Consider the following 25,415-nt stretch of genomic DNA (forward strand, 5'->3'; position numbering starts at 1 on the left):
AATTAAAAATTAACATTAAAACCAATTGAATAAATCGCCGTTGCAGGCAGTTTCATATTAGCTCCTGTATAAGGTAAAAAGTCAGGATCTAAACCATCTTTATTTTTTCTCCAGAAGAAACCAAGATTTCTAGCTGTAAAATTTACCGAAGCCCCTCTTACAATTCCTCTGTCAATCAGACTTGTCAAATCATATTTTAATGAAAGTTCTCTGAAACGGATATGATCTCCTTCAATAATTCTGTCATCTGCAAACATATATCTTACATAACTTAGTCCTGTTGACCCCTGAATTCCCGGTACAGAAGTTGTCGCTTCGTCTCCTGGATTTCTCCATCTTTGATCGATATCTGTATTTAAATCGTATTGATTAAATCTGCCCTGTCTGTTTACGTAACCTCCATAAGTTGGTTTAAATAATACATAATCAAACTTGTAAGTTGCCAAAATATATAATGACAATTTTTTATAATTGAAAGTCTGGCTGAAACTTCCGTAATACGAAGGAATGTTAGTTCCCATGTACTTCATGTCCGCAATATCTTTTAGAGAAGTAAAAGAATTTACGATATTACCATCTTTATCATATACCTGAGTTCTTCCAGTTGCGTCTAATCCTGCTGACCTAAAAGCAAAAATACTGTTCAACGGGTAGCCTTCAATAGGTGGTGTACCTCCTGAACCATTTAAATACTGGCTGTAGTTTTGGAAACGAGAATCTGTAACTTCTGTCTTATTGAAAGAAACTACTAGAGCAGAATCCCATGAAAAATCTTTTGCTTTAAGGATGGTTCCATTTAAACTTAAATCGATTCCATGCCCTGCTAAAGTTGCTGCATTTTGTACCAACGTATTATTTGATACACCATAAAATGGTGATACAGGGAATTCTACAATTAAATCTTTACTGTCTTTTTTATAATATTCTATTGTACCATTTAATCTGCTGTTTAAGAGCGAAAAATCCAATCCAAAATTTAAGATTGCTGTTTTTTCCCAACGCAAATTAGGGTTTGCCGGCTGGCTGATAAAAGCATAAGGCTGCTGTGAAAAAGTATCTAAATCACTTAAACTTATGTTTGTAAAAGGGAAAACATTTAAGTTGATATTTCCGTTAAATCCGTAACTCGCTCTGAAAGCTAAATTATTAACTAAGTTTACGTCTTTAAGAAAAGATTCTTCTTTAATATTCCATTTAGCTCCGGCAGACCATAATGGTGTTCTTCTTAATTTTTTGCTTACTCCAAAATTGTTGTAATCGTCTAATCTTGCGCTTCCTGTAAGTGTGTATTTATTTTTGAATGTATAACCTGCATTTGCATAATAAGATAAAAATCTTCTGCGGAAATCTTTATGTACATTACCATTGCTTAGAGTATAATTATATCCGTTAACGTCTACATAATTTTGTGATGGGATATCTACAGAAGTCTGCGTTTTTGAATTGTAACCATAAAGTGTTCTCGAATCCTGAGTTTCACCAGTCTCTCTTGCTTCAATACCTCCCATAGCATTAATCAAATGATCTTCACCAATGATGCCGTCATAATTTAGCTGTCCTCTCATGGTAGAACTCATTTTTCCGAATGTATTATTTTGAAAAATACCTCCTAATGGAATTCCGTATACTAAATCACCGCTACTGTTTATTGATGTAGCAGAATTAACCATATCACGAGCGTAATAGGTATTTTCATTATAGATATTGTCACTTGATGAAGTTGAAGTTTCTACAGAATAAGTACCAACAGCATCTAAGCCTTTTAATAAAGGAAGTGTAGCAGAAATGGTAGCTCCAAAGTTCTGCTCATCCATTGTTCTGTCCATATTATTTAATTCATCGATGTAATTGTACGTCCAAGGCAGATATCCTTTTTGCTCCAACGGAATTGTTTGTGCAGCATAATAACGACGGTAATAATCAACTGAATTACCATTATCTCCAACGATTTGATCGTAAGGCAATAAAGTTGTTGGTGAAGTTCCTAATGGAGAAAGTCCTAAGGCATTATCATTGTATTTAAAAATCGACCCTCTTAAGCTGGTTGTCATTTTTACATAATTAAAAAGCTTAAAATCCTGATTAGACAGTAAAGTCAAACGCTGTCCGCTATTTCCTTTTGACTGAGTTTCCTCTTTAGAATAAGAACCTGACATGAAATAAGAATAATCATTTTCTGCTCCGCTAAAAGACAAATCATAATTCTGGCTTGTTGCAGCTTGCAGCAAATACTGCTCTGCCTGACCATAAGTATTACGACCGCGTAAAACATCTAACCCGGCATCTCTCTGAGCCTGTGTGATCTGCCCGCGTTTGTACTGAAACATTAAATCCATTCCCTGGCTGACCGGCGTAGTAAGCATATAGGTTACACTTGCCGGATCTGTAACCAGATTTTTATCTACAAATTCCTGCTCTAAATTTAAAACCTGAGACGAATTCATTAGGGGTAATTTTGATAAAGAAGGTTTGTTAGAGAAACTATAATTTTGAGAAAAATTAATTCTGGTTTGTCCTTGTTTTCCTTTTTTAGTATTAATTACCATAACCCCATTTGCCGCTCTTGCACCATAAATAGAAGCTGCAGCTGCATCTTTTAGAAAAGTAATTTTTTCAATATCATTTGGATTTATCGTTCTGATATCCAATTCTGTAGGTGTACCATCAAGCACAACTAATGGCATTGAATTAGTTCCAAAAGAATCAAAAGTAGATTTTCCTCTAATGGCAACATTATAGCTAAATTTTCCCTGATTACTGCCAAATTTATTTTGATACACAAAAGTATTGTCTGAATCCTGAATATCCAGTTGCAAACCCGCAACCTGACCTTCTAATCTGTGTAATACGTTATTAACCGGAACTTTTTCTAAATCTTTTGCCGTAATTACAGCAAAAGAACCTGTAGAACGTTCTTTATCAATATTTTGATAACCTGTAGAAATGATTTTTACTTCATCTAATTTACTTATATCTTCTAGCATGATGGGATTGATAATCAAACTGTCAGAAACTATAACTTCTAGTTTTTTGTAACCCATATACTCAAAAATCAGTACATCACCTTTTTTGGCCATGATTTCATACGAGCCGTCAAAGTTGGTAACAGCACCATCTTTTGTACCTTTTACCCAGACAGTTGCACCAATTAAATATTCTTTTTTTGAATTGGTAACAACTCCCTTAATTTTTACTTTTTCTTCCATTACAGAAGTTTGGACTGTCTTTACTTTTGGGTTTAGTGCAATAACAATCAGTTTGCTGTTTACAAATTCTGCCTTATAACCCTCACCAATTAATTGTTTAATTACTGCCATAACATCGGCATTATTGACAGCTATATCAACTCTTCTCTGTGCATCAAAGACATCATCGCTATAGAAGAATTCCACATTGGTCTTGCGGGTAATAGTTTTTAAAACAGCCGATACAGATTGGTTTCTTGCCTTAATAGTGACTTTCTGCGCATAAGCGAAAGCGACTATATGGGTAAAAAATATTGATAATATTAGGGATTTCTTCATAATGGCAAGAAATTTATCCCAAAGAGCGGATTTTACCCCACAATCTTTTGCGGATAGGTTTTTTTTCATACTTTTAAATGTTTTGGTTGGTTAATAGATTTTGACTTCTTTTTTTCGACTGAACAAATACTCGCCGGGAAATACTCGCAATATTTTCCGGTTTTTTTTATTTACTTAGTTACGGTTACTTCATAATTTTGGTTTATTTTGGTTATTTTATAATTCACATTCGATGTTTTACTGATAATATCCAGAAGGCGGTCTATAGGTTCTTGTTTTAAAACAACACCCGTAAACTTGATCTGCTCCAAAGATTTATTCTCAAACTTGACATTAAAGTTGTACCATCTGGACATCTTGGTCAAAATGCTTTTCAGGCTTTCGTTTTCAAAATAAAACCTGCCGTCTTTCCATGCCGTGTAAGCCGCAGGATCAACTTCTGTTATTTTGATTTCTTCATTTTTATGATATATTCTTGCCTGCTGTCCTGGTGTTAAAGCAACAGACGTCTTTTCTGATTCAGTGGAAATACCTGAAACCTTAACTTTCCCTTCTGCAAGAGTTGCTGCAAATAATTGATCTTCTGTATAAGAACTCACATTAAAATGTGTTCCTAATACTGTTACATTACCTGACTTTGTTTTTACAATAAATGGACTGTGTGGATTTTTAGCTACTTCAAAATAAGCTTCTCCTTCAAGAGTAACTATTCTTTTATCTGAGCTGAATTCAACTGGATATTTCAAGGATGATTTTGAATTTAACCAAACCTTTGTGCCGTCAGAAAGGTTTACGGCATAGATACCGCCCACAGGAACTATTAAAGTATTATCCCCCGTTGAAGTTGTTCCGTTTAAATCTTTGGCATCATAAACCAAAACACTATTTACATTAGAGATCACACCATTTTTAGAAACAATCTTTTCCTTTTTTGGTTCTAAGGAAACAACTGTCCCATCTGCCAAAACCAAAGTTGGGTTATGGTATACTGGAGCAATGCTTCGAACTACAACTTCATTTTTTGGATTGTTTTCACTATTTCTAAAAATAAATACAGCAGCAAGTCCAAGCAGGACTACAAAAACTGCTGCGTATTGTAGAAACTGTCTGTAGTTGAAAAATGAAATTACAGGTGTATGATCCTGCCTGATCTTTTCTCTGACTCTTTCAAAAGCGGCATCTGTATCAATACTGTTGTAAAATGCCTCTTTGGATTTTAAGGTTTCAAAGCGAATCAGCTTTTGATAATACTGCTGATTTTCCGGCACCGAAAGCCATTGCTGCAGTACAGCATTTTCTGCCGTAGATAAACCGCCCTCAGAAAGCTCTTTTCTTATAAGATCAGCGATTAGAAATTCTTTTTTTTCTAAAGACATATTTTTAATATTAAGTATCTATTATTAACACTTTAAGTAAATGTTATATAACTAAGAGTACCAAACACTAAAAAAGGGTGGAAAGATTTAAGTTAAATTTTCAAAAAAAATAAAAAAAACAGTAATTCTGGGTAATTTGTAAGTTTTGTCTTTAACAATTCAATAGCACGTGAACGTTGTGATTTGACAGTGTTTATAGAAATATTAAGCTGGAGTGCAATATCTTTATATTTCATTCCTTCTAAACACGAAAGTTCAAAAACTTCTTTACATTTTTCAGGTAGAGAATCTAAGGCAGTGATCAGGACAGCATAAACTTCCTCTTCGAGAATATTAAAATCAAATTCAAGCGCATTATCAGAAGCTTCATCCTCAAGCTTAACCTTTTTTTGCTGTTCTTTTAAGACTCCTAGAGAACCGCTTTTGACCATTTTATAGATATACGATTTCACATCATCCACTTTTTCAAATTTCAAACGGTCCTCCCATAATTGCAGCATGACATTTTCAACTACTTCCTCTGCTTCAAATTTATCTTTCAAATATTTGAAACTATAGCTTACAAGTCTTGGATATAAGGAATAAAAAAGTTCCTTATAGTATTCCTCGTCAATTTTAATATGTTGCTGCTGTGGATTAATTTCTTTCTGCTTTTATTCTAGCAAATATATATTTTTAATAAACAAAACTGCAATATCTGAAACCAATTGATACAAAACACCTAAAATCATTGCAAAAAAGCAGGAAAATAAACACTTTTTACGAGATTAATCTAATAAAGAGTTACAATTTAGTATTTACAGTTTAATGCTGTATCATCTTTGATTGTTTGAATATTACGATTAAGATGAAGAATGAAAAACATATGATTTTTAGTTTTGTTAAAATGTTTCATTATTGACCCCTTTTGTCTCATAAACTTATTACAGAAATGAAATCTTTGGATGTAGTTAGACTGCAAAAATATATCTAATAAAGGTTATGTTGTTTCATATTTAATGCCTAAATTGGTAATTATGAAAACAAATTCTGATGTATTAATTATTGGCGGCGGACTAGCTGGTTTAACAGCGGCTATTCATCTATCACAAAAGAATTTGAAAGTAACACTGCTTGAAAAATCCAATTATCCCAGACATAAGGTTTGTGGTGAATATATTTCAAATGAGATTTTACCTTATCTGGTTTGGCTTGGCGCCGATGTTTCAGAACTTCATCCAACAAATATTTCTAAATTTGAATTTACTGCTAATAACGGCAAAACTGCAAAGGCGGTACTTCCGTTAGGAGGATTTGGAATCAGCAGGTATTCACTTGACGATTTCTTATATCATAAAGCATTAGCCAACCACTGCTCTATCCTTAAAGAAAATGTTACTGACATTTCTTTTAGCAATGATATGTTTACGGTTACTACTTCAAATCAAATTTTAACGGCTAAAATTCTTTTGGGCGCTTTTGGCAAACGTTCCAATGTAGATCAGGTTTTAGATCGGGACTTCTTTCATAAAAAATCACCCTGGCTGGCTGTAAAAGCACATTATTCGGGTAATCTTGATAATGATCTTGTAGCGCTTCATAACTTTAAAGGGGGCTATTGCGGCGTTTCTAAAGTAGAGAATAATCTCATAAACATTTGTTATCTGGCAGATTACGCCACTTTTAAACAATATAAAAATATTGAGGATTACCAGCAGCATGTACTTTATAAAAACAAACATCTAAAATCCATTTTTGAAAACAGCAAACTTGTTTTTGATAAACCGCTTACCATAAGCCAGATTTCTTTTGAGAAAAAAAGGGCTGTAGAAAATCATATTATAATGATTGGTGATACGGCAGGACTTATTCATCCGCTTTGTGGCAACGGAATGGCGATGGCAATTCACAGCGCAAAAATAGCATCAGAATTGGTTGTAGAATATTTTTCGAATGAATCACTTTCCCGCGAAGGATTAGAAAAAAAATATACAAAAGAATGGAAGAAACATTTTGGAAAAAGATTATTTATGGGAAGAATCCTCGCACGCATCTTAACCTATAAAACGATTACCAATCTGTTCATTACAATCGCAGCATCATTTCCTGCTCTTTTGAAAGGAATAATTAAACAAACACACGGAAAACCCATAGCAATTAATTAAATGTCCATAAATACCAAATACAGAACTCAGGAAACCGAAATAATGGATGATTTTTCTCTTCAGGGAGAAGAATTAAGGGCGGCACTTGATCAAATTGCAAACATTAATCAATTACTCGGTGGGAATAAAGTTACACTTCACGGCGTAAAAACATTAGTAAAAAAGCTCGACAAAACTAAAACAATTATGATAGCTGATATTGGCTGTGGAAATGGTGATATGCTGCGAATGCTGGCAAAATTCGGTCAAAAAAACAAGCTTAATTTACAACTTATCGGAGTAGATGCTAATGAATTTACTGTAAATTATGCCAAAACATTATCTACAGAATATCAAAATATTGACTATAAATGCATGGATATTTTTAGTGAGGATTTTAAAGCTTTTAAGTATGATATTGTTCTATGTACCCTTACCCTGCATCACTTTTCAAATGAGGAAATATTAAATATAATTACTATCTTTAATAAGAATGCCGAAGCTGGAATCATTATCAATGACCTGCATCGAAGTAAAACAGCATACCGTCTTTTTGAACTGATCTGTTTTATTTTTAATCTGAACAGAATGTCGCGCGAAGATGGACTGGTATCTATTTTAAGAGGATTTAGAAAGAAAGAACTGGAAGAATTCTCTAAAAAAACAAATTTAAAAAACTATACCATAAACTGGAAATGGGCTTTTCGCTACCAGTGGATAATAACAAACAAATGAGTGTAAAAATAGTAACTGCTTCCAAGCAACTGCCACAATATTCGCGTGAAACGGCCGATATACTTCCAATGCTGGAGGGCTGGCTTCACGGACAAGACGAACGTTTTATAAAAAAAGTAAAAAAGATATTTGAAGGTGCAGCCGTTGACAAACGTTATTCTATAATGGATCCCGCTGAAGTTTTTACTGCAACATCATTTGAAGAAAAAAATGATATTTACACTCGTGAAGTTATAATTTTAGGCGAGCAGGTGCTGCAGAAAGCGCTCGAAAAAGCAAATTGGGATCCGCAGACGCTTGATTACATTATCACAGTAAGCTGTACTGGAATTATGATTCCCTCATTGGATGCTTACCTCATCAATAAAATGAATTTGAGACAGGATATTATCCGTCTTCCTGTTACAGAAATGGGTTGTGCTGCCGGAATATCCGGTATTATTTACGCCAAAAACTTTCTGAAAGCTAATCCCGGAAAACGTGCAGCAGTTATAGCTGTAGAATCACCAACAGCAACATTTCAGCTTGATGATTTTTCGATGCCGAATATTGTAAGCGCGGCTATTTTTGGAGATGGAGCTGCCTGTTGTTTACTTTCTTCTTATGAAGAAGATTACGGCCCGGAAATTTTGAGCGAAGAAATGTATCATTTTTATGAAGCAGAACACATGATGGGATTTAAACTGACCAATACAGGCTTACAGATGGTTTTGGATATCGAAGTTCCTGACACGATTGCATCGCATTTTGGTGCTATTATTCACCCGTTTTTGGAGAAAAATAATTTAGAAATTAAAGATATTGACCACATGATATTTCATCCCGGTGGTAAAAAGATTGTAAACACAGTTGAAACTCTTTTCGCTGGTTTGGGAAAAAATATTGATGATACTAAAGAAGTTCTCAAACAATACGGCAATATGTCAAGCGCAACTGTATTATATGTTTTAGAACGAATTATGGATGGAAATCCTAAACCAGGAGAAAAAGGTTTGATGCTTAGTTTTGGTCCGGGATTTTCAGCACAAAGGGTTTTATTGCAATGGTAATTAGAACATAAATAATGAAAGCACAAGATATTATAGCGCAGTTACCTTACAGCAAACCTTTTTTGTTTGTTGACGAACTGCTTCATGTTGATGAAAATAGCGTTACCGGAACTTATACTTTTAATGAAAACCTAGATTTTTACAAAGGTCATTTTAAAGATAATCCTGTAACTCCAGGTGTAATCCTGACAGAAACCATGGCGCAAATTGGTATGGTCTGCCTTGGCATTTACCTGCTGGGTGACAGTTTTAATAAAGATACTGTAATTGCTTTTACCTCTGCCGATATGCAGTTTTTAAAGCCTGTATATCCAAACGAGAAAGTAACGGTAACCTCTCAAAAATCATTTTTCAGATTTGGAAAACTGAAATGTGATGTCATTATGAAAAACGAAGCCGGACAAGAAGTCTGTAAAGGTATTTTGGCTGGTATGATTACTAATAAATTATGAAGAAACGAGTTGTGATAACAGGATTAGGCGTTGCGGCTCCCAACGGAGTTGGAATTGAAGCGTTTAGTCATTCCATAAAAAACGGAATATCGGGAATTCGGCATGATGTACAACTACAGGAATTGCAGTTCTCTTGTCAGATTGCCGGTCAGCCTCAAATTTCTGAAGAACTTAAATCACAATATTTTACAGAACTGGAACTTCGCGGTTTTAACAGCACTGGGATTTTATACGGTGTTATCGCAGGTATGGAAGCCTGGAAAAATGCTGGATTATCAATAGAAGTTAATGAAGAACCCGATTGGGACAGCGGTACTATTTTTGGCTCTGGAACATCTGGTATCGATAAATTCCGCGAAAGCATTTATAAAATAGACGAATTACAGGTGCGAAGGTTAGGCAGCACTGTTGTAGCACAAACCATGAACAGCGGCATAAGTGCCTATTTGGGTGGAAAGTTAGGACTCGGAAATCAGGTTACCACCAACTCATCTGCCTGCGCAACTGGTACAGAGGCTATAATGATGGCCTATGATCGCATACAATCCGGACAGGCAAATCGCATACTGGCAGGAAGTACAGGCGACAGTGGTCCTTATATTTGGGCGGGTTTTGATGCCTTACGTGTCTGCAGTTCCAAATATAATGATAATCCGGAACAAGGGTCACGACCTATGAGTGCCACGGCTGCAGGATTTGTGCCTGGAAGCGGTGCCGGCGCATTAGTAATAGAAGATTTAGAAACTGCTTTAAAACGCGGAGCAACTATTTATGCCGAAATATTAGGCGGAAGTGTAAACTCAGGAGGACAGCGCGGTAACGGAAGTATGACAGCTCCCAACGGCACAGCAGTACAGCGATGTATTACAACTGCAATTGAAAATTCCGGTATCTCTGCTGATGCTATTGACGCTATAAACGGACATCTTACCGCCACTACAAAAGACAGTTTTGAAATTGAAAACTGGACAAAAGCTTTAAACAGAAATGGATCTAATTTTCCGTATATCAATTCTTTAAAAAGCATGACCGGACATTGTCTAAGTGCAGCCGGAAGTATCGAAAGTGTCGCCGCAGTATTGCAGCTTCATGAAGGTTTTGTTTTTGGAAATACCAATTGCGAAGATCTTCATCCGGAAATTACGGCGCTTATTGATTCCTCAAAAGTGCCTTCAAAAACAATTACTATAAATCCTAAAATAATTGCCAAAGCAAGTTTTGGTTTTGGCGATGTAAATGCTTGTATAATTTTAAAAAAATTTCAAAAATAGATATATGAACAAAGAAGAACTTATCGCCAAACTAAAACAAATTATAAAGCCTTATACCACAAACACAGAAGCATATGATAACCTTACTGAAAATACTGACTTCATTAATGATTTGAGTATCAATTCGGCGAATTTGGTTGACATTGTACTTGATATTGAAGAAGCTTTTGATGTTGTAATTGATAACACCGATATGGAACGAATGCTGGATGTTAAAACTGCGGTAGAAATTATAGAAACCAAACTGGCAGAAAAATGATTGGCAATGATGTCATAGATATTTTGCAATCCCGTAAGGAAAGCAATTGGCGGCGCAAGGGTTTTGTAGAAAAAATTTTTACTCCCGAAGAACAGTTGCTAATTGCAGATTCTTTAGATCCGGAAAGCATGGTTTGGATACTTTGGAGCATGAAAGAAGCTGCTTATAAAGTCTATAATCGCAAAACAAAAATAAGGGAATATATTCCTAAAAAACTTTCCTGCTTTATAGAATCACAAAACCATAATTTTATAAGAGGAAAAGTTACTTGTTCTGAAAACACATACTACACTAAAACATTTCTTTCGAAAGACTATATTCATACTATTGCAGCCTGCGTTTTAGATAACCTCAACCGTGTGATAGAGATTGAAAAGAAATCAATTTTTAAAGACAGAAATAATATTCCTTATTTTATTTCTTTAGAAAATAGGTTTCAGGATGTCTCAGTAAGCCATCACGGCCGATTTGAAAAAGTGATAACTATAAATATTCAAAAGCAAGAGAGTAATCTCTTCAATAAAGCCTATTGATTTCGTTTATTCTTTGACACATATCGGAAACAACATTTACTTCATAATTACAGTTTATATTCCCCAACTATTCAGTAACAAATCAATTGCAACGATATTCCTCAAAGATCTTATAAAAAAAGGAAGTATAATTCTTTATAATCAAAAGCCTGCAAATGAATATCTGCGGGCTTTTGATTTGATGATGAAAGCTTATTATATATTAGCACTTTACTAATAATCTATAATTACTTGTTTTCAATACTTGGCGGAATTAATTTGTACATAACAGGCGTAACAATCCTTGATAATATTGTCGAACTGATTAGTCCTCCAATTAAAACAATTGCCAGCGGCGCAATTAAAGGATTTGAATTCAGAGCTATGGGAATTAAACCACAGATTGCTGTAATAGATGTTAACACCACTGGCAGAAAACGGGTTTCTCCCGCGATAGAGATGGCTTCATCTATTGAATGCCCTTCCTGCCTTAACTGATTAGTAAAATCAACCAGCAGTAATGAATTTTTCACCTGTATTCCCGAAAGACCGATAAAGCCGATAATTGCAACCAGCGACATTGGACTTCCATTTATGAGCAGCAGCACAACACCTCCTAAAATTCCTAATGGTATAATAGAAAGTACAATAATGATTCCTTTAAAGGTTTTAAACTGAAGCAGTAATACAGCAATAAATAAAAAGGTGCTTAAAATAATTACCGCCAGGAAGTTTCCTCCAAGCGCATCACCTTCCGATTCTTTTTCACCTGATAATTTATAATAATATCCTTTTGGCATTTTCAACTCATCCAGTTTAGGAATAATATGAGTCAATAAATCGTTCGCGTAATAACCTTTAGCGGATAAAGCAGTTACTTTTGAAAAACGGGATTTATTAAAATGATTAATTGCAGTTGGCGAAGTTTCAAAAGAAATTTCAGCAATCTGGTTAAGTGCTATAGGAGTTCCCTGCAGATTATTGACATAGAGATTTTTCAAAGCATCAAGGTTCGAGAATTTATCTCTTGGCAATGTCAGCGTTACATTTCTAGCATCTCCCCTGTCATCAATATAATCCCCGACGGTCAGTCCTGCTACTGAAAGGCGGATTACTTTATCTACTTCACTGGTCAGGACGCCCAATGTTCTAGCTTTTTCTTTATTAATTTTTATTTTAACGTCCGTTTTATAAGTATTCAACTCGTTGTTGATGTATACGGTTCCTTCCTGATTTCTTAAGATAGTTTCTACCTCAGAGGAAAGCCTGCGCAAAACTTCTTGATCTTCACCAAAGAGCCTCACCACAATATTGGCTTCTAATGGTGTTCCCTGCTCAAAATCTTTTACTTCAACCTTAGCATAAGGCATCGTTTTAAATTTAGTTCGCAATTCTTCGATCAAAGCCGTTTTCTCCGATGGTTTTGCTTCATCTTCCATTTGGACAAAAATCTGGGCAAAGTCTGGTTTTCTGTCCTGAGGATGTACATTATAGTAAATCTGGGGATTCCCCTTACCCACATTGGAGGTATAATACACAATTTCCTTGTGGTTTTTCAACTCCGCTTCTACAATTTTGGTAACGCGGTCACTCTCTAAAATATTGGCTTGAAGCGGTAGTTTGATATTTACAAGAAACATTGGCTTCTCTGAAGTTGGAAACAACTTAAAACCCGTCACTTTAAAAAGGCCAAAAGCAATAATACTCAAAATTATAGAAATGGCAATAGTAGTTCGTGGATATTTTAATGCTTTAGGCATGATATCACGATAAGACCTGGTTAGGAATTTCTGCAGATACTGGAGAAAAATATTACCGCCTGCATGATCATGCGTTTTTAAAAATCGGCTACCTAAAAATGGCACTAAAGTCAGCGCTACAATCATAGAGGCTAATACACTGGTGATAACCGCTATTGGAAGGCTTCTAATAAACTCTCCCGAAACATCTGGCAGAAAAGCCAGCGGTAAAAAAGCAATAATAAGCGTTGCGGTGCAGCCCACAACTGCAATTCCTATTTGTTGTGTCCCCTTTAAGACTGCATCCATTTTAGAGTGTCCTTCCCTGAGCCATCGTTCTATATTTTCGACTACCACAATACTGTCATCAACTAGTAACCCCAAAGCCACTACAAGACCGACAATACTCAGCTGATTTAAAGAAAAACCAAATGCATTCATTGCAATCAAACCCAAGGCGAGTGATAAAGGAATGGAGATCATAACGATTCCTGAAGCTCTTAGCCCTAACGGAAGTAAAGTAATGATTACTAAAACAATAGCAAGTGTAAAATCGAATCCCAAATGTCCTAAACGCTGCGATACCATATTAGCCTGATCGAAGCTTTTTACCAGTTTTATGTTTGGAGGTAAATCTTGAGAGAACTCATCTATAATTGGGAGAAATTCTTTCTGTACATCGGTAATGTTTACATTGTCTTTCATTCCCGCTGTTACCAGTACACATCTATGACCATTGATGCGGGTAATATGGTCTACAACCTGCGACTTGTAACCTACTTGGGCTACATCCTTCATATAAATTATTTTTCCATTTGCATTGTAAATTACCGTATTGGCTACATCATCAGCATTTTTAAATTTGCCGCTGGTTTTGACATTAAATATTTTACTATCCAGATCAATGCTTCCTCCAGGAATATCGGCTGCTTCGCTCTGCAGACTTCCCATCACTGCATTTAATGGAATTTTTAGCTGAGCCAGTTTTTCCATTTGCAAATCTATACGAATTTCCTGCTCTGGAATTCCCGAATATTTTACATCTTTAAGGTTGGTTATTTTCTCAATTTTAGACTTAAGCCTATCCGCCTCATCTCGAAGTTTTTTATCTGATGCATTTTCTGAAACCAAAGCAACTTGAAGGATTTTCACATCTGAAGACGCTATTTTTTCGGTTTTAATCTGATAAATATCTTTAGGAAGCTCACTACTTTTAAGAGCATTCATTTCTGTGGAGATTTCTTGATACTTGTTATCCACATCTACTCCATATTTAAATTTCACCTGAAAAGCGGCTACTCCGTCCTCTACCGTAGTTAAGATTTTTTCTATGTTTTCCAGTCCGTAAATTTTATTCTCGATCGGTTTTACGACTTGTTCCTCCATATCTTTAGGGCTGGTACCGGGATAGATTACCGTAATAAGATACTGAGGAGGATGTGTTGAAGGATCCTCTGCTCTGGGCATTGTAAATAATGTGAGACAGCCTACTACGGCAACCAGTAAAAATATAATCAATGTAAACTGATAATTTTTAACAGCAAAGTTTGTTATTTTCATGATAGCGCTTATTTAATGATCTTGATGGTTGACTGTTCATTAAGATATGCACTGTTAGAGATCACAATCTGATCTGTTTTCTGAAGCCCATCTTTAATAAATACCTTATTGTTCTCGAATTTATGGATAGTAACCGGCTGGCGTTTTACTTTATTGTTTTCAACAATAAAAACAAAAGCTTTGTTTCCATCAGCCTCTATTAGTGAATTGTAAGGAATGATGACAAAATCCTCAGAATGCTCTGCTTTTATTTCTGCCTTACCGAACATTCCCACGGCTGCCTTGCTTTTTTTAAGACTCAGCTTCAATTCTGCCTGAAAAGAACCTAATGCTGCATCTGCCGCCTGTGATTTTCTAAAAACAAAGGCATCAAAACGTTCGTCAGGATATCCATCAAGAGTAACAACAGCTTTCTGCCCTGCTTTCACAACTGCCCATTCTTTATCTGTTAATCCCACTTTTAGCACATAATTATTATTCTGGCTTGTTTCATTTATAGCCAGAATTGGAGATCCCGGACCAACTACTTCTCCCTCATTTGCTATTTTTTTAGATACAAAACCATCGGCAGCAGCATATATTTTAGAATAACGTGCATTAAAAGCAACTGCATCTTTCTGCTTTCTGGCAATATCAAGCCCCGTTTTTGTGTTTTCAAGCTGCTCTAAAGTATATACACTGTCTTTATAAAGATTACTCGCTCGTTTATAGTCGCGTTCATATTTTTTTACGTTCAGATCGGTCTGATTCAAACCTGCATTGATTTCTGTTTCGTCTAAGGATGCTAGAAGCTGACCTTTCTTAAAAAACTGACCTTCTTCCACATAGATACGATTTATTATTCCTCCAATTTTAAATCCGTAATTGGCTTGGTTTTCGGTTGTCACCAAACCAGATGCACTGATATTACTGTTAAGTGCCAATGATTGGACAGAAGCCGTTTTAACGGGAATAATATCAGCACTTTCAAATGGTGAATTTTCCTTTTTTTCCTCTTTACAGGCATAAAAAAAAGGTAAAGCAAAAAGTACTATCAGTATTTTTTTACTGTGCGGTATAAAGCTGTTTTTTAGATATTTGTAACCCGAGCCTGAAAGAGGAACGGTTAAATTAATTCTTGATTTCATGATTTTAAGTTTATTAATTAAAAGTAAAGGTTGCATTAGCTCTTTCTAATTCTGCAAAAGCAATCCACGAATTATAAAGCGATATATTGGTATTGAGCTGCGCGTTCACCCATTGGTTTTGAGCATCAAGAAGTTCAATATAAATCGCCTGCCCCTGCTTGTATAATTTGGTAATATCCTCATTGTATTTTTTAGCAGCTACTTTTTGATTTTTATCGGCGTAGAACTGTTCCAAAGCTGACTTCAAATTATGCTGTGAAACCTGAAACTGAAGCAGTAACTGCTGTTTAACATTATCAGTTTGAGAACTTATTTTTTTACTTTCTTCTTCGACTTGTTTGAGCCTGTATTTATTTTTATTGCCCGAAAAAATAGTCCACTCTAAAGCTGCACCAGCGAAATAATATCTGGATTGTTTGTTTACTTCAAAATCAAAATCTTGAATACCGAAGTCAGCAAAACCATTTAGTTTTGGCAGCCAAAACGAGCTGGTAAGTCTGCTTACATTTTCATTTATTTCTTTTACCTGATTAAGCTTTTGAAGTTCTTCTCTATTTTGGGTATTTTCCTCATTGGCATCAATTGGTGGAGCATCATTTTCTTCTGCTTCAATCGCTGTATCGAGTTTTTGATTCAGTAAAAAGTTAAAATATGACTTGGCATTATTACTAGTCTGTCTGGCAGTTTCTAAATTGGCTTGTATTCTAATTACCTCATTATCGCTTCGTAAAACTGCAGTTCTGTTTATTTTCTCATTTTTGTATAAAGAATGGTTTACCCTTTGATTTTCCTTTACCAAGGCCAGGGCATCCTCATAAATTTTGATTCCCTCGACAGACTGCAGGTATTTGTAATAAGCAATTTTTATTTCCTTTACTAACTCTCTTTGATATATGGCGAGTTCTATTTTTTGCAGTGAAGTCTGCTGGCTCTTAATTCTCTTATTATAAATAATTTCAAAATTCAGCAACGGCATTGTTGTATGAATCTTAGCATCATAAAAATTATCAGGATTAATTAAAACAGACTGATTTTCTAAAGCTGGAAAAGCGTTCGAGTTGGTTATCTGGTTTAATGTATTGTAAACTGGATTAAGCATATCGCCTATTGGTATATCAATTGTTCTTCCCCCCTCCGCTTTCGTGTAAGTCCCGTTTAAGGAAACAGTAGGATAAAATAAAGAATGTGCTTCTTTCAGAGCGTACATACTTTTGTTGATGTCAAAATTATGCTGCTTGATAACTTCGTTGTTCTTAAGACCAGTCTCTATATAACTGTCGAGCTTGTTCTGTGAATACCCTAAAAATCCCAGAAAGAGTATTGCAAAAGTTAATTTTATTTTCATTTATTATACATTGTTTATAATTTGAACGTTGTTCATTTTTTTGAGCAAAAAAAAATTTAAAGCTTTTCTATTATTTTTAAAAATTCATTATATCCATCATATAAAATGGTATCTGGGTTGGTAAATTTCACTCCTTTTGTTCTCTGTCTGATTTCAAGACAGCACATACCATGGACTAAGCTCCAAACCATAAAAGACAAACCCTCTACCTCATGATCTTTAAAATGACCCTGATCAATGCATTCTTCGATAGTTTTTTTTACGTAATTAAACGTAACGGCACCTTCATCCCAATTCTCATTATCCGAACTTTCAAGAAATTCCATTGGTGCCTTTAAATTAAACATCAAATCATACATTTCAGAGTTTTCAAGGGCAAATTTTATATAGGTAAATCCCATTTTTTTTAATCGCTCTTTTGGATCTTCGATTGTAATTAAGTCCTGAAAATAACTACCTAATTCCTGAAAACCAATTGAATGCAAATCGTGCAGAATAGCATTTTTATCCTTAAAATAAACATAAACCGTCCCTACACTATAATCAATCTCTTCTGCTATGTTTCTAATGGTTGTCTGTTCAATTCCTTTTTCAACGAAAAGCTTTTTAGCACCTTTTAATATCAATGCTCTTAACGCTTCTTTTTCTCGTGCTTTTCTATCTACTGTACTCATCCTATTTCTATTGCTCAGCAAAATTATGATTTGAGGCAAAGATATAAAATAAAATGAACGTTGTTCATTATTTATACAGCAAAATATTTTTTGATTAAATCAAGAACGAAGTTTAGCCACAACACCCTTATGGTTCAATAATTTATAGGCAGCTTTCGGTAAAAATCGGTTCAACCAGTAAATTGCTTTCGTATCTCCCACGCGTATGGTATAAGTATCGTTTTTTATTGCTTTTATTAAAGCATCAATCAACACATCTGGTGTTATAGATTTGCCTTCCATATTTTCAGACAAATTTGTTTTTACCAGTGGCGGCAGTAATTCGAATACTTTTAATTGGCTTCCTATTATCTGTAAATGATCTCGCAGCGCTTCTGTATAGAAACGTACTGCAGCTTTGGATGCTGAATAAGTAGGAACAAGATTAGAGGGCGTGTAACTTAAAATAGAACTTGTATTAATAATTGCCGCTTCCTTTCTCGATTTCAACATGTCCATAAAAAGATCATTTAATAAAATAACGCCTAAATAATTGGTATTAATTTCCATAGAGGCTTTCTCAAAATGTTTAGAACTGCTTAGACCTAAATTATCCTGCCCATTCATGATTCCAGCATTATTATAAAGTATGTCAATACCTCCAAGTTCACTGATTTGATTGTACAAACTCAAAGCAGCCTCCTGACTTGATGCATCGCTATTGATAGTGATTAAAGAAGGATAATTTTTTTTGGCAAGCGCTAATTTTACCTGATCTCTTCCCGTAATAATAACTTTTGCTCCCTGCTCAATAAATTGCTTTGCAGCTTCTAATCCGATGCCAGCAGAGCCGCCAGTGATTAATATCGTCTTTCCGTTTAATTCCATAATTTTTATTATAAATATTATTATTTGTATATTTGCTTGCAAAATGCAAGTGCAAATATAAAAACATTTACTTGCGAAATGCAAGTGAATTTAAATTTATTTTATGAAAACTCCAAAAAAAAGATCAGACTGTCCTGTAAGTTATTCGCTTGAAGCCTTTGGCGACAAGTGGTCACTGCTCATTGTAAGGGATTTAATGCTGCACAAAAAATGCACCTATGGCGAATTGGCAAAATCTGACGAGAAGATAGCAACTAATATTTTAGCAGCCCGCCTTCTTTCATTAGAGGAAAATGGAATTATCCAAAAATTGGAACATCCAGAGAGTAAAGCCAAAGTATTATATCAGTTAACACAGAAAGGAATAGATTTAATTCCCATAATTGTTGAAATTAATTTATGGGCGGAAAAGTATACCGAAATACCCGAGAGTAGAAAAGAATTAGTAGCCCAAATGAATGCTGATAAAGAAGGATTTATTATAAAGAGCATTGATGAACTCACCACAAATATCAATTTTTGAATACAAAAAATTAATACACAATTAAAATTATGAAAAAGCCAGAAAATTTAGATTCTCTGGCTTTTTTTATTCTTAAAAATTTATTGTCAAATGTTAAACTTTGTATTTCTTTGTACCTTCTACTTACCGATGCAAAAGTTAGCAAAGATATTCCCCAGTAATTCATCATTTGAAACTTGACCTGTAATCAGCCCGAATTGATATAAAGCTTCACGAATATCAAGCGCCATAAGATCGCTTGAAAGACCAGATTCTAATCCGAATTTTACTTTTTGAATCTCATCTAACGCTTTTAATAACGAATCATAATGCCTTGTATTAGTAACAATTGTTTCGTTATTTCGAAGCGCGCCTGTATTTACAAAAGACAATAACTCATTCTTTAAATCCTCTACCCCAATTTTTTCTTTAGCTGAAATTAAAAGAAGTTTTGCATTTAGATTTTCAAGTTTAGTTGTAATGTTTTGTACTTCTTCTTCAGATAAAATATCTTTTTTATTAACTACAATAAGCAAAGGTTTTAATGGATATTTATTCTTGATTTGTTCAATTTCTGAAACAAAATCAGAACTTGAAGTTTGGAATTTTAATCCATCAAACAAATAAATTACCACCTGAGCCTGCTCTATTTTCTCAAAAGTTTTTTTGATACCAATGCTTTCTACAACATCTTTTGTATCGCGTATTCCAGCAGTATCAATAAATCTAAATCCGATACCGCCAATTACCAATTCATCTTCAATTGTGTCACGAGTTGTTCCTGCAATGTCCGAAACAATCGCTCTTTCTTCATTCAGTAAAGCATTCAATAAAGTCGATTTTCCAACATTTGGCTCGCCGACAATAGCAACTGGTATTCCGTTTTTAATTACGTTCCCAACTGCAAACGAATCAATTAAGCGTTTTAAAACAAATTCAATTCGGTTTAACAATTCATGAAACTGCGTTCTATCAGCAAACTCCACATCTTCTTCAGCGAAGTCTAATTCTAATTCAATTAAGGAAGCAAAATTCAAAAGTTCTTCACGAAGTTTTGCAATTTCATTACTAAATCCCCCGCGCATTTGCTGCATGGCAATTTGGTGAGAAGCTTCATTATCAGAAGAAATTAAATCGGCAACTGCTTCTGCTTGTGACAAATCTAGTTTTCCGTTTAAAAAAGCACGAAGTGTAAACTCCCCTGCATCGGCCATTCTACAGCCATTTCGAAGTAATAACTGAATAATCTGCTGTTGAATATAAGTTGAGCCGTGACAAGAAATCTCAATTGTATCTTCTCCTGTATAGGAATTCGGACCTTTAAATACCGAAACTAAAACTTCATCTAGCGTTTTACTTCCGTCTACAATATGTCCTAAATGCAGTGTATGTGTTTTTTGTTTGGTTAAATCTTTATTTTTAATTGATTTAAAAACTGAATTACCTATCGTAATAGCCTCAGCTCCCGAAATTCGAATTATGGCGATAGCCCCAGCTCCAGAAGGTGTAGCCAAAGCAACTATAGAATCTTGATTTATCATGCTGCAAAGGTATAAAAAAAGGCAGAATGTATCTTAATTTCTAATTCAGCCTCAAATCACCAAATTAAGAATTATTAACAAATCATTAAGTGTTAAAATACTGATAATTATCAGGTTGTTTTACTGCTAGAATGAGTAAATTTGAGAGACAAACCATAATCCTAATAAAATGAAAAAGATACTATTCCCTACCGATTTCTCTGATGCTGCAACAAATGCATTTGTCCATGCTTTAGAATTTGCTAAAATTGTAAAAGCCGAATTAATCTTGCTTCATACATTTGAGATTCCAGTTTACGACAGCCAATTTTTTCCAGAGAATTACGCTTCTATATATAGTTCGATCGAGTTAGCCAAATTTGAAATGTTCAAAGATGAAATTCCAAAATTAAGAGCTATCGCTGCCGAACGTAAATTAGATGATATTGTGATCAGACACCGTTTAATGGACGGCGATCTTATATACAACCTTAAAAATGCGGTTAAAGAAGACAACGTAGATTTTGTAATAATGGGAACAAACAGCGTTTCTGATTGGACTAAATTTTTTACTGGATCTAATACCGAATCAGTAATTTCGGGAGTTGAGGTTCCTGTATTGTGCGTTCCAGTTGAGGCAAAATTCAAGAAAATAAAAACTATTGGTTTTACCACTCGCTACCGTGAAAAAGATAAAAAAGAACTTAAAAAAATCTTGAAAATAGCGAAGAAAACAGATGCTAAAGTGAAAAGTTTATATGTAAAAACTTCCAATTCAGACGTGGCAGATACAACTATAAAAGAATGGGAAAACGAATTTGCCAATGACAATGTTGAATTTTTAGTATTGCCAAGTGATGAGGTTAAAGAAACAATTATAGATTTTATTCTTTATAAAGACATTGATATCTTGACCACTATCACACATAAAAGATCTTTCTTTGAAAGTCTTTTCGATTCAAGTTTTAGTAAAAAAATATCAAAAGAAGTACCAATTCCTGTATTAGTTATGCACGAAGATTAATTCTAATATCTGATGATTTTGTCACTTAAAAGCTATATTTGTATTTCAGTAAATTATTCTAATGAAAGCATATCAGGACAAAGTCAGCACGTATTCAGAACTATATAATAAAACCAACAAAAAATATAACAGCATAAGCCTTTTGAGGTTATTGAGTATTTTTCTTTTATTGTTTTTTATGTTTTACTACATCAAAACAAACGAAATACTTTATGTGATTTTAGCTGTTCTGTCTTTTGCTGGTTTTATCATTTTGATGAGAATACATTCTCGTTTGTCTTTTCAAAAACTATTCGCAGAAACACTGCTTAAAATCAATCAAAACGAAATTTCTTTTTTACAAAGAGAAAAAACGCCTTTTGAAAATGGTGCTGAATTTATCGATTTTCATCATCCGTATGCGTATGATTTAGATATTTTTGGAGAACATTCTTTATTTCAAAATCTAAACAGAACGGCATCATATATCGGAAAAAAAACACTTGCCGATTTATTACTTCATACTCTTCCTGAAACTGCAATTTTAGAAAACCAGGAAGCTGTTAACGAACTAAAAAACAAAGTAGACTGGAGACAAGAATTTCAAGCTTTAGCAATTATTAGCGAAGATTCTAAAGCATCTTTTGAAGCTATAAAACATTGGATTTCTTTTAAAAATAATACTTTACCTAAAGTTTTAGTTGCGCTTTCCATTATTCTTCCAACATTATTCTTTGGAGTTTTAGCAGCCTATTTTATCACTTCAAAAACTATTTTACTTTCATACCTGACTTACATTTTTATTGCCAATTTAATTGTTTTAGGAAGGTCATTAAAAAGGATTCAGGGAGAAATAGCAAAGGCAGATAATATTGATAAAATCATCAAACAGTATAGTTTATTGTTGGAAAAAATCGAAAAAGAATCTTTTCAATCTAAAAAATTAATCCGCTTACAAGAACAGCTAGTTTATAAAAATGCCAAAGCAAACCAGCATTTGAAACAGCTTTCAGAACTATTTTCAAGAATGGATACGATCAGTAATTTTGTTACTGCGATTCTTTTTAACGGAACATTCTTGTTCAACCTTCATGTTTTAAGATCACTTTTAAAATGGAAAGAAAATTACGCTTCTGAAATCGATAATTGGATTTCTATAATTGGCGAAATGGAAGCTTTAAATAGTCTTGCCAATTTAGCTTACAACAATTCTGATTTTGTTTTCCCTGAAATTAATTCTGAATATAAAATTGAATTCAAGAATCTAAGTCATCCGTTATTAAATCCTGCTACACGAATTGGAAACGACACTAATTTTCACCCGCTTTCTTTCGTGATTTTGACTGGTTCTAATATGTCGGGAAAAAGTACCTTTTTAAGAAGCTTAGGGATTAATATGGTGCTTGGCGGAATAGGTTCAGTTGTTTGTGCTTCAGAAGCTAAAATACATCCACTTCCAGTATTAGTTTCAATGCGATTATCTGATTCTTTATCAGACAGCGAATCTTACTTTTTTGCTGAAATTAAACGTTTAAAACAGATCATGGATGCTCTTGAAAATCAGCCAGCTTTTGTTCTATTAGATGAGATTTTAAGAGGAACAAATTCGGATGACAAAAGAAACGGAACAATTGAAGTCGTAAAGAAAATAATTTCTAAAAAAGCCGTTGGCGCAATCGCTACACATGACATTGAAGTCTGCTTAACAACAAACGAATATCCTGAAATTTTAACCAATCAATGCTTTGAAGTCGAAATCCAAAATAACGAACTGCATTTCGATTATAAACTTAGAAACGGTATCTGTAAAAATAAAAGCGCTACTTTCTTAATGCAGAAGATGGGGGTTATTTAATTGTGAATGGTGAATTGTTAATGGTGAATTATTATGGTTAATGGTTGATAGTTGATAGTTGATGGTTAATGGTTGATGGTGAATTATTAATTGTTGATGGTAATAGTTAATGCTTGATGGTGAATTAAGAATTATTCTTTATATAAAGCTCATTCACAACTCACAATTCACAATTCACAACTCACAATTCACAACTCACAACTCACAATTCACATTTCACAATTCACAATTAAAAATTAATTTTCCTCATACATTTCCATCCACAAACGGGTTTCTTCTAAATCAAGTTCTTTTTCAATTTTGCGAAAAATCTCTTCGTTTACTAATCCTTTTTTGTGCATACTTTCTAATTTATTGCGTTCAACGTTCAAAAGATCAATCTGAACTTTGGTAAACTCATTAAAAATTTGTCCACCCAATACTTTTCCATTTCCGAAAAAATTAGCCGGAAGTTCTGTCTTTTGGAGTCGGTTAAATTTTACTTCATACTTGCTTTTAATGTTATGGAGTAATTCATCATCTAGTAAAGAAAAATTATCTTCGATATGTGCGATTGTCTCAGAAACTATTTTATTTCGGATTTCATATTCTTCTGCCAAAATAGAATAACGCTCGATTTTTAGTTTTTTAATTAGCCAAGGAAGTGTAAGCCCTTGAATAACCAAAGTGGATAGTATTACGCAAAAAACCAAGTAAATAATCAAATTACGAAGCGGGAATGCTTCTGTTTTATTCAACATTAAGGGAAGTGCCAAAGCAGCTGCCATGGAAACTACACCACGCATTCCAGACCATCCGAAAATGATCATATTTCGATAATCAAATTTTTCTTTTTCGCGGATCTTTTTACTTATTATTCTCGGAAGAATCGCAGCTGGAATAACCCATAAAAAACGAACCAAAATAACCACAATGCTGATAACAGCTCCCCAGATAAACAACGAATTTCCAGAGTAATTACTGATGCCTGCGATAATCTGCCTTAACTGAAGTCCGATTAAAATAAAAATCAAACCGTTTAGAATATTATTTAGAACATCCCAAATTGTATTTGTCATAATTCGGCTTTCATGAGAAAATATGGTTCCCGATCTCGCAGCTAAAAAAAGACCTGTTGTTACGACAGCCAAAACTCCCGAACCTTCAAAATGTTCTGCAAGTAGATAAGAAGCAAATGGTGTCAATAATGTGAGCGTTACTTCGATAATATCATCACAAACAAATCTCTTATGAATATAATACATGATATAACCAACAGCTAAACCTATGGCTATGCCTAAAACCGACATTAAAACAAAATTTAATCCCGCCTGCCATAAAATAAAATTTCCTGCTGTAATCGCAGTAAGAGCATATTTGTACGCTACAAGACCACTTGCATCGTTTACTAAACTTTCTCCCTCTAGAATGGCAATTAATCGTGGATTTAGTCCTAATCCTTTTGTAATAGCAGTTGCAGAAACCGCATCGGGAGGCGAAACAATAGCACCAAGTAAAAAGGCTAACGGCCAAGACATATCATTAATAAGCCAATGTGCAAAAACAGCAACTAATCCTGTAGTAAAAAACACCAAACCAACGGCGGCAAAAGTTATCGGACGTATGGATTGTTTAAAGTCTGACCAGCTGGTATGCCACGCGGCATGATACAAAAGAGGTGGAAGAAATACGATAAATACTATTTCTGGACTTAAAGCAATTACAGGAAGTCCTGGAACAACACTAATGACAACACCGCATAAAACCAAAACAATTGGAATCGGGAAATTATATCTTTTACTAACAAGGCTAAGAAAAGCCACGCCAAAGAGTAACATTATAATTACTGTGATATTTTCCATTATTTACTGCGGGTATTTATTGGTTTGGGATTATAATTTCTGGCACTAAATTAATATATTATGATAATTAAATTAAAATAA

Annotated in this window: 20 protein-coding genes; 10 read left to right on the forward strand and 10 right to left on the reverse strand. The window is 34.3% G+C overall.

The genetic code is table 11. The annotated features are described in order from the left end of the window. Positions 1-2: 2 nt before the first annotated feature. From QMG60_RS17225 to QMG60_RS17235, 3 genes are all read right to left on the reverse strand, one after another. A complete protein-coding gene (locus QMG60_RS17225; protein ID WP_057116025.1) occupies positions 3-3,593 on the reverse strand; it encodes a SusC/RagA family TonB-linked outer membrane protein in 3,591 nt (1,196 codons plus the stop codon). Positions 3,594-3,694: 101 nt separating this feature from the next. Beyond that, a complete protein-coding gene (locus QMG60_RS17230; RefSeq protein WP_281865781.1) occupies positions 3,695-4,900 on the reverse strand; it encodes a FecR domain-containing protein in 1,206 nt (401 codons plus the stop codon). A 92-nt stretch (positions 4,901-4,992) separates the two neighbouring features. Continuing rightward, complete coding sequence (locus QMG60_RS17235; protein WP_241774327.1) at positions 4,993-5,442, reverse strand: sigma-70 family RNA polymerase sigma factor; 450 nt, start codon at positions 5,440-5,442, stop codon at positions 4,993-4,995. A gap of 474 nt (positions 5,443-5,916) precedes the next feature. Here QMG60_RS17235 and QMG60_RS17240 point away from each other — a divergent pair, with 474 nt between their 5' ends. The 7 genes from QMG60_RS17240 to QMG60_RS17270 are packed head-to-tail and all read left to right on the forward strand — an operon-like array spanning position 5,917 to position 11,322. Next, positions 5,917-7,044, forward strand: a complete 1,128-nt coding sequence (locus QMG60_RS17240; RefSeq protein ID WP_281865782.1) for an NAD(P)/FAD-dependent oxidoreductase — start codon at positions 5,917-5,919, stop codon at positions 7,042-7,044. Continuing rightward, on the forward strand, positions 7,045-7,758 hold the full coding sequence (locus tag QMG60_RS17245; RefSeq protein WP_281865783.1) for a methyltransferase domain-containing protein: 714 nt from the start codon (positions 7,045-7,047) through the stop codon (positions 7,756-7,758). It abuts the gene before it with no gap. Beyond that, on the forward strand, positions 7,755-8,807 hold the full coding sequence (locus tag QMG60_RS17250) for a type III polyketide synthase (RefSeq protein ID WP_281865784.1): 1,053 nt from the start codon (positions 7,755-7,757) through the stop codon (positions 8,805-8,807). The genes QMG60_RS17245 and QMG60_RS17250 overlap by 4 nt, the downstream gene beginning before the upstream one ends. A 14-nt stretch (positions 8,808-8,821) precedes the next feature. Further along, positions 8,822-9,259, forward strand: a complete 438-nt coding sequence (locus QMG60_RS17255; protein WP_057116030.1) for a hydroxymyristoyl-ACP dehydratase — start codon at positions 8,822-8,824, stop codon at positions 9,257-9,259. Further along, positions 9,256-10,530 (forward strand): beta-ketoacyl-[acyl-carrier-protein] synthase family protein, encoded by a 1,275-nt coding sequence (locus QMG60_RS17260; RefSeq protein WP_281865785.1) that lies wholly within the window; start codon positions 9,256-9,258, stop codon positions 10,528-10,530. Before QMG60_RS17255 ends, QMG60_RS17260 begins: the two co-directional genes overlap by 4 nt. Positions 10,531-10,534: 4 nt before the next feature. Next, positions 10,535-10,789 carry a phosphopantetheine-binding protein gene (locus QMG60_RS17265; RefSeq protein ID WP_281865786.1) on the forward strand — a complete coding sequence of 85 codons (255 nt, stop codon included), beginning with the start codon at positions 10,535-10,537 and terminating at the stop codon, positions 10,787-10,789. Then, complete coding sequence (locus QMG60_RS17270) at positions 10,786-11,322, forward strand: 4'-phosphopantetheinyl transferase superfamily protein (RefSeq protein WP_281865787.1); 537 nt, start codon at positions 10,786-10,788, stop codon at positions 11,320-11,322. The genes QMG60_RS17265 and QMG60_RS17270 overlap by 4 nt, the downstream gene beginning before the upstream one ends. 227 nt (positions 11,323-11,549) lie before the next feature. Here QMG60_RS17270 and QMG60_RS17275 read toward each other — a convergent pair whose 3' ends face one another. The 5 genes from QMG60_RS17275 to QMG60_RS17295 form a co-directional block, all read right to left on the reverse strand. Next, a complete protein-coding gene (locus QMG60_RS17275) occupies positions 11,550-14,600 on the reverse strand; it encodes an efflux RND transporter permease subunit (protein ID WP_281865788.1) in 3,051 nt (1,016 codons plus the stop codon). An 8-nt stretch (positions 14,601-14,608) separates the two neighbouring features. Then, complete coding sequence (locus QMG60_RS17280) at positions 14,609-15,727, reverse strand: efflux RND transporter periplasmic adaptor subunit (RefSeq protein WP_281865789.1); 1,119 nt, start codon at positions 15,725-15,727, stop codon at positions 14,609-14,611. Positions 15,728-15,740: 13 nt separating this feature from the next. Then, positions 15,741-17,072 (reverse strand): TolC family protein, encoded by a 1,332-nt coding sequence (locus QMG60_RS17285; RefSeq protein ID WP_281865790.1) that lies wholly within the window; start codon positions 17,070-17,072, stop codon positions 15,741-15,743. A 56-nt stretch (positions 17,073-17,128) separates the two neighbouring features. Then, a complete protein-coding gene (locus QMG60_RS17290) occupies positions 17,129-17,746 on the reverse strand; it encodes a TetR/AcrR family transcriptional regulator (RefSeq protein WP_281865791.1) in 618 nt (205 codons plus the stop codon). Positions 17,747-17,845: 99 nt separating this feature from the next. Beyond that, complete coding sequence (locus QMG60_RS17295) at positions 17,846-18,613, reverse strand: SDR family NAD(P)-dependent oxidoreductase (protein ID WP_281865792.1); 768 nt, start codon at positions 18,611-18,613, stop codon at positions 17,846-17,848. A gap of 103 nt (positions 18,614-18,716) precedes the next feature. Here QMG60_RS17295 and QMG60_RS17300 point away from each other — a divergent pair, with 103 nt between their 5' ends. Continuing rightward, positions 18,717-19,136, forward strand: a complete 420-nt coding sequence (locus QMG60_RS17300) for a helix-turn-helix domain-containing protein (RefSeq protein ID WP_281865793.1) — start codon at positions 18,717-18,719, stop codon at positions 19,134-19,136. A gap of 119 nt (positions 19,137-19,255) precedes the next feature. Here the strand turns inward: QMG60_RS17300 and mnmE are convergent, their stop codons facing one another. Further along, on the reverse strand, positions 19,256-20,656 hold the full coding sequence (gene mnmE, locus QMG60_RS17305; RefSeq protein ID WP_134142142.1) for a tRNA uridine-5-carboxymethylaminomethyl(34) synthesis GTPase MnmE: 1,401 nt from the start codon (positions 20,654-20,656) through the stop codon (positions 19,256-19,258). A 169-nt stretch (positions 20,657-20,825) separates the two neighbouring features. Here mnmE and QMG60_RS17310 point away from each other — a divergent pair, with 169 nt between their 5' ends. Together QMG60_RS17310 and QMG60_RS17315 are read left to right on the forward strand one after the other, a co-directional pair. Beyond that, on the forward strand, positions 20,826-21,659 hold the full coding sequence (locus QMG60_RS17310; protein ID WP_057116038.1) for a universal stress protein: 834 nt from the start codon (positions 20,826-20,828) through the stop codon (positions 21,657-21,659). 61 nt (positions 21,660-21,720) lie between these two features. Next, complete coding sequence (locus QMG60_RS17315; RefSeq protein ID WP_281865794.1) at positions 21,721-23,493, forward strand: DNA mismatch repair protein; 1,773 nt, start codon at positions 21,721-21,723, stop codon at positions 23,491-23,493. Positions 23,494-23,729: 236 nt separating this feature from the next. On the opposite strand, the gene QMG60_RS17320 is transcribed toward QMG60_RS17315, so the two are convergent. Next, positions 23,730-25,334, reverse strand: coding sequence for a Na+/H+ antiporter (locus tag QMG60_RS17320; RefSeq protein ID WP_057116040.1), 1,605 nt, complete (start codon positions 25,332-25,334; stop codon positions 23,730-23,732). Between the last annotated feature and the right edge of the window lie 81 nt (positions 25,335-25,415).

Origin of the sequence: Flavobacterium sp. GSB-24 (assembly GCF_027924665.1) — a bacterium.
Classification (GTDB): domain Bacteria; phylum Bacteroidota; class Bacteroidia; order Flavobacteriales; family Flavobacteriaceae; genus Flavobacterium.

What these genes read in the sequence shown, in the direction of transcription:
- QMG60_RS17225 (WP_057116025.1), bottom strand. Translation starts at nt 3,593, where the DNA reads ATGAAAAAAAACCTATCCGCAAAAGATTGTGGGGTAAAATCCGCTCTT.
- QMG60_RS17230 (WP_281865781.1), bottom strand. Translation starts at nt 4,900, where the DNA reads ATGTCTTTAGAAAAAAAAGAATTTCTAATCGCTGATCTTATAAGAAAA.
- QMG60_RS17240 (WP_281865782.1), top strand. Translation starts at nt 5,917, where the DNA reads ATGAAAACAAATTCTGATGTATTAATTATTGGCGGCGGACTAGCTGGT.
- QMG60_RS17245 (WP_281865783.1), top strand. Translation starts at nt 7,045, where the DNA reads ATGTCCATAAATACCAAATACAGAACTCAGGAAACCGAAATAATGGAT.
- QMG60_RS17250 (WP_281865784.1), top strand. Translation starts at nt 7,755, where the DNA reads ATGAGTGTAAAAATAGTAACTGCTTCCAAGCAACTGCCACAATATTCG.
- QMG60_RS17255 (WP_057116030.1), top strand. Translation starts at nt 8,822, where the DNA reads ATGAAAGCACAAGATATTATAGCGCAGTTACCTTACAGCAAACCTTTT.
- QMG60_RS17260 (WP_281865785.1), top strand. Translation starts at nt 9,256, where the DNA reads ATGAAGAAACGAGTTGTGATAACAGGATTAGGCGTTGCGGCTCCCAAC.
- QMG60_RS17265 (WP_281865786.1), top strand. Translation starts at nt 10,535, where the DNA reads ATGAACAAAGAAGAACTTATCGCCAAACTAAAACAAATTATAAAGCCT.
- QMG60_RS17270 (WP_281865787.1), top strand. Translation starts at nt 10,786, where the DNA reads ATGATTGGCAATGATGTCATAGATATTTTGCAATCCCGTAAGGAAAGC.
- QMG60_RS17275 (WP_281865788.1), bottom strand. Translation starts at nt 14,600, where the DNA reads ATGAAAATAACAAACTTTGCTGTTAAAAATTATCAGTTTACATTGATT.
- QMG60_RS17280 (WP_281865789.1), bottom strand. Translation starts at nt 15,727, where the DNA reads ATGAAATCAAGAATTAATTTAACCGTTCCTCTTTCAGGCTCGGGTTAC.
- QMG60_RS17285 (WP_281865790.1), bottom strand. Translation starts at nt 17,072, where the DNA reads ATGAAAATAAAATTAACTTTTGCAATACTCTTTCTGGGATTTTTAGGG.
- QMG60_RS17290 (WP_281865791.1), bottom strand. Translation starts at nt 17,746, where the DNA reads ATGAGTACAGTAGATAGAAAAGCACGAGAAAAAGAAGCGTTAAGAGCA.
- QMG60_RS17295 (WP_281865792.1), bottom strand. Translation starts at nt 18,613, where the DNA reads ATGGAATTAAACGGAAAGACGATATTAATCACTGGCGGCTCTGCTGGC.
- QMG60_RS17300 (WP_281865793.1), top strand. Translation starts at nt 18,717, where the DNA reads ATGAAAACTCCAAAAAAAAGATCAGACTGTCCTGTAAGTTATTCGCTT.
- mnmE (WP_134142142.1), bottom strand. Translation starts at nt 20,656, where the DNA reads ATGATAAATCAAGATTCTATAGTTGCTTTGGCTACACCTTCTGGAGCT.
- QMG60_RS17310 (WP_057116038.1), top strand. Translation starts at nt 20,826, where the DNA reads ATGAAAAAGATACTATTCCCTACCGATTTCTCTGATGCTGCAACAAAT.
- QMG60_RS17315 (WP_281865794.1), top strand. Translation starts at nt 21,721, where the DNA reads ATGAAAGCATATCAGGACAAAGTCAGCACGTATTCAGAACTATATAAT.
- QMG60_RS17320 (WP_057116040.1), bottom strand. Translation starts at nt 25,334, where the DNA reads ATGGAAAATATCACAGTAATTATAATGTTACTCTTTGGCGTGGCTTTT.